General features: G+C 35.5%; 5 protein-coding genes. All 5 read left to right on the forward strand.

Annotated features, from left to right (window positions below):
- Positions 1-4: 4 nt before the first annotated feature.
- Positions 5-3442, forward strand: coding sequence for a glycosyl hydrolase (locus AC1RRN_RS12195; protein ID WP_492967565.1), 3438 nt, complete (start codon positions 5-7; stop codon positions 3440-3442).
- Positions 3443-3526: 84 nt separating this feature from the next.
- On the forward strand, positions 3527-4963 hold the full coding sequence (locus tag AC1RRN_RS12200; protein WP_492967566.1) for a sialate O-acetylesterase: 1437 nt from the start codon (positions 3527-3529) through the stop codon (positions 4961-4963).
- Between the two features lie 202 nt (positions 4964-5165).
- Positions 5166-7496, forward strand: a complete 2331-nt coding sequence (locus tag AC1RRN_RS12205; RefSeq protein WP_492967567.1) for a DUF5703 domain-containing protein — start codon at positions 5166-5168, stop codon at positions 7494-7496.
- 19 nt (positions 7497-7515) lie between these two features.
- On the forward strand, positions 7516-9975 hold the full coding sequence (locus tag AC1RRN_RS12210; protein WP_492967568.1) for a pectate lyase family protein: 2460 nt from the start codon (positions 7516-7518) through the stop codon (positions 9973-9975).
- Between the two features lie 177 nt (positions 9976-10152).
- Positions 10153-12174, forward strand: a complete 2022-nt coding sequence (locus AC1RRN_RS12215; RefSeq protein WP_492967569.1) for an aceric acid hydrolase — start codon at positions 10153-10155, stop codon at positions 12172-12174.
- Positions 12175-12341 lie beyond the last annotated feature (167 nt).

Genomic DNA, 12341 nt, shown 5'->3' on the forward strand with positions numbered 1-12341 from the left:
AGCAATGTTTCAAAAAAAACAATTTTTTCTTTTTAAAATCGACTTTCGACTTTCGACTGTCCTTTTGTTACTTTTTGCGGGATTCGTTTCCGCACAGGAACTTCATAAAAAAGAAACAACAGAGTTTCAACCTACAATCGAATCCTCAAAACCCTGGGTATATTGGTATTGGATGAAATCGGCTTATTCTAAAGCAGGAATTACAGCCGATTTAGAAGCAATGAAGCAAGCAGGAATTGCTGGCGCCTATTTAATGACCATAAAAGGTCCGGCAAATCCACCATTAATAAATCCGCCGGTTTTGCAATTGAGCCCGGAATTTTGGGACATGATCCATTGGGCTTTTCAAGAAGCTAATCGATTAGGATTAAAAATGGCTTTTCATGGAGCCGATGGTTTTGCCGTAGCTGGCGGGCCGTGGATTACACCAGAAATGTCGATGCAAAAAATTGTTTGGTCAACAACTGAAATTGCGGGAGGAAAAACGATAACTTCAAAATTACCAGTTCCCGAACATTACAAAGATTATTATAAAGACATTGCGACTTTTGCTATTCCGATAAAAGAATATCAAACGAATTCTCAATTACAATTACCAAAAGTTACCACTTCAAATAATACAGACGCTTCATTTTTGGCTGATGCTAAAAAAGAGGATAATTTCAAATTTGCTGAAAAAGGCTGGATTCAATATGAATTTGAAAAACCTTTTACCTGCAAATCAATCACAATTGAAACGAAAGGAAGAGATTTTCAGGCGCAACGTTTAATTGTTGAGGTGAGCAATGACGGAGTTAATTTTACATTCCACGAAAGAATGATCGCGCCTCGTCACGGCTGGCAAGATATGGATTATGCGCACACTCATGCGATTCAGCCGGTAACTGCAAAATATTTCAGATTTGTTTACGATCCGGCCGGAACGGAACCAGGTGCCGAGGATTTGGATTTTGCAAAATGGAAGCAGAATTTAAAAGTGAGTAAAATCACCCTTTCGAATCAGGCATTGATTGATAATTACGAAGGAAAATCAGGAGCAATCTGGCGTTTGAGTCCGGAAACTTCTGCAAAACAGATTCCGAATACAGAGTCTTTCAAAAAATCAGAAATCATTAATATTTCAAATTTAGTTGATGCAAATGGAAATTTGAATTGGAAAGCACCCAAAGGAAAATGGAAAATTATTCGAATGGGACACACTTCAACCGGACATGAAAATGCTACCGGCGGAGCTGGAAAAGGTTTAGAAGTTGACAAATTTAATCCTGAATTAATTCGCTTTCAGCTCGATCATTGGTTTGGCGAAATGATTCGTACAATCGGACCTGATTTGGCTGCAAAAACCTTAGAAATACTACATTTTGATAGTTGGGAATGCGGAAGCCAAAACTGGTCTTCTGTTTTTCAGGCTGAATTTCAAAAAAGACGTGGTTATAATTTGGTAGATTATTTGCCTGTTATAGCTGGAATTCCAATTGAAAGCGCCGATGTTTCAGAAAAAGTTTTATACGATGTTCGCAAAACTATTGCCGAATTAGTAGCTGACAATTTCTACGGAACCGTTGCCCAAATTGCCAAAGAAAATAAGATCAAATTAAGTTCGGAAAATGTTGCGCCTGTGGTAACCAGCGATGCGTTACTGCATTTTAAATATGTCGATTATCCGAGTGGAGAATTTTGGTTAAAAAGCCCAACGCACGATAAACCTTTTGATATGATAGATGCCATTTCAGGCGGACATATTTATGGAAAAGATATTATTCAGGCCGAATCTTTCACAGCCTTGAGAATGGATTGGGATGAACATCCGGGGAATTTAAAAACAACCGCTGATCGTAATTATGCTTTAGGAATTAACCGATTGTTTTATCATGTTTTTGTGCATAATCCGTGGACTGACAGAAAACCGGGAATGACTTTAGACGATATCGGAAGTTTTTTTCAAAGAGACCAAACCTGGTGGAAACCCGGTAAAGCCTGGTTTGAATATTGTCAAAGAGTACAATTGCAGTTGCAAAAAGGAAAACCGGTTATTGATTTAGCTGTTTTTATTGGTGAAGATTTTCCGTCCCGCTCTTTCGTACCGGATCGTTTGGTGCCTTTTATTCCGAATGTGTTTGGAAAGGAAAGACTGGAAAGTGAAAAAATACGTTTGGAAAATGATGGACAGCCAACGACAAAAATGCCAAAAGAAGTTACTTATTCTAAAAATAATACCGATTTATCGCAATGGATAAATCCATTAAATGGTTATCAATATGATTCGTTTAATGCTGATGTTTTAATCAATAACGCCAAAGTCGAAAACGGAAAAATATCTTTTGGTGGCGGAATCGAATACGGTGCTTTATTGTTTCCGGGAAGTCATAAAATGGCGCCGAATAAAATGATTTCTTTGGCTGCAGCCGAAAAAATATTGGAACTAATAAAAAATGGAGCAACAATCTTTATTGATGAAAAACCAGATTTACAACCCGGAATGCATTCTGATGAAGATCATAAAAAATGGCAGAATGTTATTGATGAAATCTGGAATAATGAATCGAATTCATCTTCATGGAAAATCGGAAAAGGAACAATTATTAAATTGCCCTATTTAGGAAATGATTTTACTTCAATCGGAATTGAACAAGATCTTTATTTTCCGAAATTAAACAGAGCCGATTCGGAAACTATTGCATGGACGCACCGAAAATCAAATAAAGAAGAAATCTATTTTCTTTCGAATCAAAAAGGAGAAAAAAGAAATTTTGAAGCTTCCTTTCGCGTAAGCGGAAAAACACCGGAATTATATAATCCTGTAACGGATAAAACGACTGTTTTGTCTGATTGGAAAATAGAAAACGGAAGAACTAGTATTCCGATTGTATTAGAAGCGAACGAATCTTGTTTTGTTATTTTTAAAGAAGAAACCAAAGAAACGTTTTCAAATAAAAAACAAAATTATGCTGTTTTAGAAACAGTTCAGACTTTAGATGAAAATTGGGAAATACAATTCGATCCTGAATTTCACGGACCAAAAGAAATGGTGAAAACGAATAAACTTTTTGACTGGAGCACTTCTACAAATGATCAAATTAAATATTATTCAGGAACAGCAGTTTATAAAAAGGATTTCATCTGGAATGGAAAAATCAACGAGAAATTCTGGCTTGATTTAGGAACAATTGCCAACATTACTGAGGTAACCGTAAACGGAATCAACTGCGGAACAATCTGGACATTTCCATACAAAGCAGCTATTTCTGAAGCTTTGAAAAAAGGAAAAAACACCATAGAAATTAAAGTGACAAATACTTGGGCAAATAGATTAATTGGTGATGAGAAATTACCAAAAGAACAAAGATTAACCTGGACAACAGCACCTTTTAGATTACAGGAAGGAATATTATTGAAAGCGGGATTGTTAGGACCGGTTACGATTGTAAAAGAAAAAAAATAAAAGAAAAATAGCCACGAATTCACGAATGATTGTGGATAAAGATTCAAAAAATTCGTGAATTCGTGGCGGAAAAAAATATTGAAAATGAAGAATATTAAACACACTCTTGTAATAATAACATTGCTTTTGGCAAGTTTCCAAATCAATGCAAAAATCAAATTGCCGGCTTTGTTTACAGACAATATGATGTTACAGCAAAAGTCAAACGCACCAATGTGGGGCTGGGCAGAAAAGAATGGAAACCTGACTATAAAAACGTCATGGAATTCTAAAATCTATAAAGCAAAAGCGGATAATTCAGGAAAATGGAAAGTGGAATTACAAACTCCAGTTGCCGGAGGGCCATTTACAATTGAAGTTACAGAAGGAACAGAAAAAGTTATGGTAAAAAATGTTCTGATTGGTGAAGTTTGGTTGTGTTCGGGACAATCGAACATGGAAATGCCTTTGAAGGGTTTTCAGGGACAACCCGTAACAAATGGAAATAATATTATTGTAAGATCAACCAATAAAAACATTCGTCTGATCACAGTTCCGCGTGCAACAGTTTTAGAACCATTAACTGATTTTGAAGGAAAATGGGAAGTTGCTTCTCCAAAATCAACTTCAAATTTCAGTGCAACGGCCTGGTATTTTGGATCACTTTTACAGGAAGTTTTAGATGTTCCAGTGGGATTGATTCATGTTTCATACGGTGGTTCAAGCATGGAAGCGTGGATGAATCAGGAAATGTTGAAAGATTTTGCAAGCGCTAAAATTCCGACGACAAAAGAAGAATTGGCAAAAGATCCAAATCGTGTTCCGACTACTTTATTTAACGGAATGCTTTCGCCTGTAATTGGTTACGGAATTAAAGGTTGTATTTGGTATCAAGGCGAATCAAATTATGAAAGAGCTTCTGAATATAAAGAACTGATGAAAAAAATGGTAAACAGTTGGAGAACATTGTGGAAACAAGGAGATTTCCCTTTTTATTATGCTCAGATTGCGCCGTTCAATTATGCATCATTTCATCCAAAAGATTATGTAGACAACAAATACAATTCGGCATATTTGAGAGAAGCACAATTGAAAGCTACAAAGGAAATTCCGAATTCAGCAATGGCGGTTTTAATGGATATTGGGGAAGAAAATAGCATTCACCCAATGGATAAAGAAAAGGGTGGAAGTCGTTTGGCATATCAGGCTTTGGCGAGAACTTATGGCATAGAAGGTTTCGAATTTGAAAGTCCGAAATACAAATCAATGGAAATAAAAGATAATTCGGTAACAATTTCTTTTGATGATGTTGCGAACGGAATTACATCGTATGAGAAAGAAGTAACCGGTTTTGAATTGGCCGGAGAAGACAAAATATTTTACCCTGCAAAAACTGTAGTTCGCAGAAAATCAGTAGTTTTAACTTCAGATAAAGTGGCCAAGCCAGTCGCGGTTCGTTACTTGTTTAAAGACTTTGCAAAAGCAGAATTGTTTAGTGCCGGAGGTTTGCCAGTTTCCTCTTTTCGAACAGATGAGTGGTAGTCGATTAAACCTTTTATAATTTATATAGTCTAATCAGTTCATTTAAGTTATTACTTGATTAGTTAAAGATTTGGATTAAACCTGACGGTTACTAACAGCCGTCAGGTCTTTCCTTAAACAAAGAACATTTCGGATTATAAAAAAATAGTTAATATAAAATGGAACTCCATTTTTAAGTAATTTTACGTCTAAAAAAATAAGTGTGAAAAATACAATAATTTTATTTTTTCTCTTTTCAATGCTTTTGGTCAAAGCGCAAACTCCTGTGCTCGAAAATTACAATCCGGTTTGGAATACACAAAGTAATAATTCATCAGAATCAATGCCTTTAGGTGGCGGTGATATTGGTTTGAATGTTTGGGTAGAAAAAGGAGACTTATATTTTTATTTTTCGCGCAGCGGAACTTTCGATGAACATAATACATTACTAAAATTAGGTCGCGTAAAAGTTACTTTAACGCCAAATCCATTTAAGAATAATGAAGGTTTTCGTCAGGAATTGGTTTTAAAAGACGGTTATATTGCAATCGCTCAAAATAATACCAAAATCAAACTTTGGGTTGATGTTTTTAAACCCGTAATTCATTTGGATTTAGAAAGTAAAACTCCTTTAAAAATGACAGCTTCTTATGAAAGCTGGCGTCACATCAATCGTCCTTCGAAAGGAAAAGCAAATAATGCCAATTCTTATAAATGGGCGCCTCAGGGAGAAATTTTTACTTTTAAAGATTCAGTTTCAGTTGAAAATAATGGCATAAAATTTTATCACAGAAATAGAGCGCAAACCGTTTTTGATGTTGCTGTAAAACAACAAAAAATGGAATCGGTTAAAGACCAAATGATGAATCCATTGGCAAATCTTACTTTTGGCGGATTCATGATGGGAAATAATTTGAAATCGGACGGAACGTATTCAGGAAGATATCAGGATACCGATTTTAAAGGTTATTCACTTTCAAGTGTAAAACCATCCAAAAAACAAAATCTTCAAATTCATTTATATACCAATCAATCTTCCCAACAAACTTCTTGGGAAAATGGTTTAAAGGATCAAATTTCAGATTATAAAATCAACTCCAAAAAAGCAGAAAAAAATACCATCAACTGGTGGAATAATTTCTGGAACCGCAGTTTTATTTATACTCAAAAAACAAATGCTGAAAAGGATTCGGTTTATCAAATCGGAAAAAATTATCAACTGTTTCGATATATGTTGGGATGCAACGCTTACGGAAAATATCCAACAAAATTCAATGGCGGATTATTTACAGTTGATCCGGTTTATACGAATCCAGATTTAAATTTCACACCCGATTTCAGAAATTGGGGTGGAGGAACCATGACCGCTCAAAATCAAAGACTGGTTTATTTTCCGATGCTAAAAAGTGGCGATTTTGATATGATGAAATCGCAATTGGATTATTATTTAAGTCTCCAAAAAAATGCAGAATTAAGAAGCAAAGTATACTGGAATCATAACGGAGCCGCTTTTACAGAGCAATTAGAAAATTTTGGCTTGCCAAATCCGGCAGAATACGAATGGAAACGTCCCGCAGATTACGATCCGGGAATGGAATATAATGCGTGGCTTGAATATGAATGGGATACGGTTTTTGAATTCTGTCAAATGATGTTGCAACAAAAGGAGTTTGCAAAAGAAGACATTCAAAAATACAATTCATTTATTGTAAGTTGCCTTCGCTTTTTTGATGAACATTATCAATATCTGGCCAAACAAAGAGGTAGAAAAGCATTGGACGGAAATGGAAAATTAATTTTATTTCCAGGTTCAGGTGCCGAAACGTACAAAATGGCGAATAATTCTAATAGCACTATTGCGGCTTTGCAAGTTGTAACAGAAAAGCTTTTAAATCTTTCATCGGCACAATTATCAAAAGAAGAGGTAGCATATTTAAAAGGTTTTCAGACCCGAATTCCGCCTTTGAATTTTGGTACAATCGAAAATCATAAAGTATTAATTCCTGCAAAATCGTGGGAAAGAATAAATAATTCTGAAGTACCACAACTGTATCCGGTTTTTCCATGGGGAATTTACGGCATTGGAAAACCCGATTTAGAAACCGCTTTGAATACCTGGAAATACGATGCTGATGCTATTAAATTCAGAAGTCATATTGGATGGAAACAAGATAATATTTTTGCCGCAAGTTTAGGTTTAACCGAAGAAGCTGCAAAATATAATCTCTTAAAAATGAGTGATTCCGGGCGACGATTTCCAGCATTTTGGGGTCCGGGTTTCGACTGGGTTCCGGATCATAATTGGGGTGGTGCAGGTATGATAGGTATGCAGGAAATGCTTTTGCAGGAAGTCAACGGCAAAATTTATCTTTTTCCGGCTTGGCCAAAATCGTGGAATGTACATTTTAAATTACACGCAACTCAAAATACTATTATAGAAGCCGAGCTTCAAAACGGAATTACAAAAATTATTAAAGTGGTTCCTCAGGAAAGAGAAAAAGACATTATAAATCTGTTAGGGATTTCAATAGAAGAAAAGAAAAAATTAGACTAACTAACTATTACCAATCACAATGATAAAGAAATTAATAAGCGCTGCTGTTTTGTCGATGCTTTTGACAACAAACGGACAAGCACAATCAGCTGGGAAAACAGCTGAAAAACAAATCGTAAAAGTCGATTTCGATTTTTCAGGAAGAAGAGTTGAAGAAGTAAGTGACCCGAATTATAGTTCATGGCCAATTACAGAACAAACCGAAGCAGAGAAATCTTTTAATAATGTAAAATTCAAATTAAAAGGAAATTTTTCATCGAAATGGTTTAAAGTCGGAATGAATGCACCATTTTACAGCCGATTAACAAGTGACGGTTTGGTAACCGATAAAAATTTAGAACTTACAATAAGCGGATTAAAAGCGGGACAACATTCGTTACTTACTTTTCATAATACTTTTGATAAGATTGAAGGAAAATCATTTGCTCCGGTAAAAATATTTGTAAACAATAAATTGGTCGAAACCGTAACTTCTACTAATAGAGCGACTTCGACTATCGAAGCAGCAACGGCTTACATTGAATTTAATGCTCAGGCCGGTAAAAATGTTGTGATTCGTTTTGAATTAGATTCGAAAGATGTCAATTTAATTCAGCAAATGGTCATCAACGGATTTGAAATTGACACACCAAATCTTAAAAAACAATCTCATTCTCCAAAACCCGAAAATGGAGACGAACATGTTGTTTTAGGTGATAAATTTATAATGAATTGGGAAGCTTCAAAAGAGGCTGTTGCCCATAAATTATATTTCGGAACAAATAAAAATGCTGTCACAACTGCAACTGACAAATCACCAGAATTTAAAGGAAAACAAACCGATACTAAATTTGCTGTTACAGATTTATATAGTTTAACAACGTATTACTGGCGTGTTGATGAAGTCGATGCAAAAGGAAATACAACTTTAGGAACAGTTTGGTCATTCAAACCTGCACAATTGGCTTTTCCTGGAGCTGAAGGATACGGACGTTTTGCCGTAGGAGGAAGAGGCGGAAGAGTAGTAGAGGTAACTAATTTAGAGGATAGCGGTCCCGGAAGTTTTCGCGCTGCTGTAAACGAAGGAACTGGTCCAAAAACTATTGTATTTAATGTTTCAGGAAATATTAAATTAACAGATCGTTTGGTAGTAAATAATCCGTATATTACAATTGCAGGACAAACTGCACCAGGTGAAGGAATTACGATTAGTAAAGCACCAGTTGGTTTGACTGGAAATGATGGTATAATCCGATTTTTGAAAGTTAGGATTGGAAGTGGAAAAACATATGACGGAATGGGACTTACAGGTGCCAATAATAGTATTATTGACCACTGTTCTATCAGCTGGACCATCGATGAATCTTTTAGCTCGCGCGGTGCACACAACATTACATTGCAACGTACTTTAATTTCTGAAGCATTAAATGTGGCAGGACATGATAAATATGAAGTGGGTAAAATGCACGGATTTGCTGCTACTATTGGTGGTGATGTGGGTAGTTTTCACCATAATTTATTGGCACATAACTACGGAAGAAACTGGAGTATTGGTGGAGGTTTAAACGGAGATGGCTATTATACAGGAAGACTGGACATCAGAAATAATGTCGTTTACAACTGGGGACAAAGAACCACTGACGGAGGTGCAAATGAAGTTAACTTTGTAAATAATTACTATAAGCCAGGAGCTTCAACCAAGTATTTTTATGCATTGAATGCACAACATGAAGGAGTTGGAAAAGGTATGCAACGTTATTATTTTACCGGAAATATCATGCAAGGCTATTTTGATGAGAAAACTCAGGAGAAAGGCAGAACGGCTACCATTTCGCATAATGAAATTGTGCAGTACGAAACTTTTGTTGATAAACCATTCTTTGAATCTTATGTAAAAACAGAAAGTGCTGAAGCAGCTTATAAAAATGTCCTTTCGGATGTTGGAGCAAGTGAACCATTTTTTGACAAACACGATAACCGAATTATTCAGGAAACTTTAAAAGGAACTTTTACTTATAAAGGAAGTAAAAGCGGTTTAGGCGGAATGATCGATTCTGAAAAAGATTTGGGAGATTTAGGTGAATATGCAAGTGAAAAAAGAGCTTCAGATTGGGATACTGATCATGACGGATTACCAAATTGGTGGGAAGCAGCAAAAGGGTTAAATGAAAATTCGAAAACAGGAGATTTTGCTGATACGAATCTAGATGCCGATAAAGACGGTTTTACACAATTAGACGAGTATTTAGACTGGATGGCACAACCTCATTTTTTCATCAATTCAGGAGAGAATAAAGAATTATCGGCAGCTGATTATTTTAAAGGATATGAGAAAACGCCGGTTTATACTTTCTCAGATCTTAAAAATGGAAAAGTAGTTTTAAAAGGAAAAGACATTCAATTTACGGCTATCGAAAAAGGATTTGCTTCAGTTGTCATCACGGTTAAAGATGCCGATGGAGATTCAATGAGCCGTACCATAAATTTCTTTGTAAAATAAAAGAATAAAAAAATCTGCTATATCTGCGTGAAAAAATATTGCACGCAGATTACGCGGATTTAAGCAGATCTGCACTGATCTTTTTAATACAAATCAATCTCAAAAAATCTGCTAAATCTGCGTGAAAAATTAAACGCACAGACTTAGCAGATTTTATGCAAAATAAAAATATCAAAAATGAAAAAGAATATCATTTTATTGTCATCTCTACTTTTTTCAACGGCAATTATAGCTCAGAACAAAGGTTTGGTTGCCAATTCAAATAGTCCGTATTCTAAATTGCAAAGTGTAAGTTTAGAAGATGTGAAATGGACTGATGGTTTTTGGAAAGAACAATTTGATGTTGAAACCAGAAATACATTGCCTTACATGTGGGATTTGTATCATAACGATTCGATTTCGCATGCTTATAAAAATTTTGAAATTGCAGCTGGTCAGGAAAAAGGAGTTTTTAAAGGACCTTCTTTTCACGATGGTGATTTTTATAAAATTTTTGAAGGAATGGCAGCTACTTATGCCGTAACCAAAGACAAAAAATTAGATGCTGAAATGGATAAGGCCATTGCGTTATTTGCAAAAGTACAGCGTAAAGACGGTTATATTCATACACCAGTTTTGATTGATGAGCGTTGGGGAACGTTGGGTCCTGAAGAAGTAAAAAAACAGCTGGGTTTTGAGAAATACAACATGGGGCATTTGATGACAGCCGCGTGTGTACATTACCGTGCCACAGGAAAAACGAACTTTTTGGATATTGCAAAAGGTGTAGCAGATTATTTATATGATTTCTACAAAAAAGCCTCACCGGAATTGGCCCGAAATGCGATTTGTCCTTCTCATTATATGGGGATTGTGGAGATGTATCGTACCACTAAAAATCCGAAATATTTAGAATTAGCGAATAATTTAATTGATATCAGAGGAACCACAAATGATGGAACCGATGATAATCAGGACAGAATTCCGTTTAGACAGCAAACCACTGCAATGGGTCATGCCGTAAGAGCAAATTATCTATATGCAGGAGTCGCCGATTTATATGCAGAAACCGGAGAAAAGAAATTATTAGACAATCTGGAATCAATTTGGGATGATGTGACGTATAGAAAAATGTACATTACCGGAGCTTGCGGTGCTTTGTACGACGGCGTTTCTCCGGATGGAACATCCTATAATCCAACTGATGTTCAGAAAATTCATCAGGCATATGGCAGACCTTTTCAGTTGCCAAATGCTACAGCGCACACTGAAACTTGTGCTAATATTGGAAACGTTTTATGGAATTGGCGAATGCTGCAAATTACCGGAGATGCAAAATATGCTGATATTGTGGAGCTCGCGCTTTATAACAGTGTCTTATCCGGAATGAGTTTAGAAGGAACGAAATTCTGTTATAATAACCCGTTGAATGTTTCTAAAGATTTGCCTTTTAAACAAAGATGGAGCAAACAGCGTGAAGGATATATTGCATTGTCAAATTGCTGTGCCCCGAATGTAACGAGAACCATTGCTGAGGTTAATAATTATGCCTACAGTATTTCAAAAGAAGGTTTGTATGTTAATTTATATGGAAGCAACACTTTAAAAACGACCTTGACAAACGGTGATAAAATTGAAATTGAACAACAAACCAATTATCCTTGGGATGGAAAAATTACATTAAAAATTGTAAAGGCTCCAAAAGAAGCGCAATCTTTCTTGTTGCGAATTCCGGGATGGAGTCAGGATGCTGTAATTTCAATTAATGGAAAAAAAATAGACGCAGAAGTGGCGTCAGGAACCTATTCAAAAGTAAATCAAAAATGGAAAAAAGGAGATGTAATCGAATTGAATATACCGATGCCGATCGAATTAATGCAGGCAAATCCATTAGTAGAAGAAGTTAAAAATCAAGTTGCGGTAAAAAGAGGACCAATTGTTTATTGTTTAGAATCAGATCAGCTTCCTGCAAATACTAGTATTAATGAAGTGCTTTTAAACGCAAATTCTAAATTTACAACAAGTTTTACAGAATTAAATAATAGAAAATTACTAACAATAAATGCCACCTCGTTTTTGAATAATGATGGATCGTGGAATAAAAAATTGTATCAACCGCTATCGGCTAAAAAAAGTCAGGAATATAATTTAAAATTGATTCCATATTTCGCCTGGGGAAATCATGGTGCAGGAGAAATGACGGTTTGGATGTCACATTAATCGCATTTTGTGCGTAGTCGAATAAAAACTTTGTAAGATTTCACTTTGATTGATCAGAAAAAATGTTAAATTTTTGTCTGAATTTAGCAAACTATCTGGAAAAATAGTCACTTTTAATCTGTAAGTTTTTTATTCGGATAAATGCCTTTTTTTCATTTTTACAAGAA

Source organism: Flavobacterium sp. GW821-FHT11G01, from assembly GCF_058808175.1.

Bases quoted from the DNA above. Each gene is read 5' to 3' on its own strand.
- AC1RRN_RS12215 (WP_492967569.1), top strand. From the start codon at position 10,153: ATGAAAAAGAATATCATTTTATTGTCATCTCTACTTTTTTCAACGGCA.
- AC1RRN_RS12210 (WP_492967568.1), top strand. From the start codon at position 7,516: ATGATAAAGAAATTAATAAGCGCTGCTGTTTTGTCGATGCTTTTGACA.
- AC1RRN_RS12195 (WP_492967565.1), top strand. From the start codon at position 5: ATGTTTCAAAAAAAACAATTTTTTCTTTTTAAAATCGACTTTCGACTT.
- AC1RRN_RS12200 (WP_492967566.1), top strand. From the start codon at position 3,527: ATGAAGAATATTAAACACACTCTTGTAATAATAACATTGCTTTTGGCA.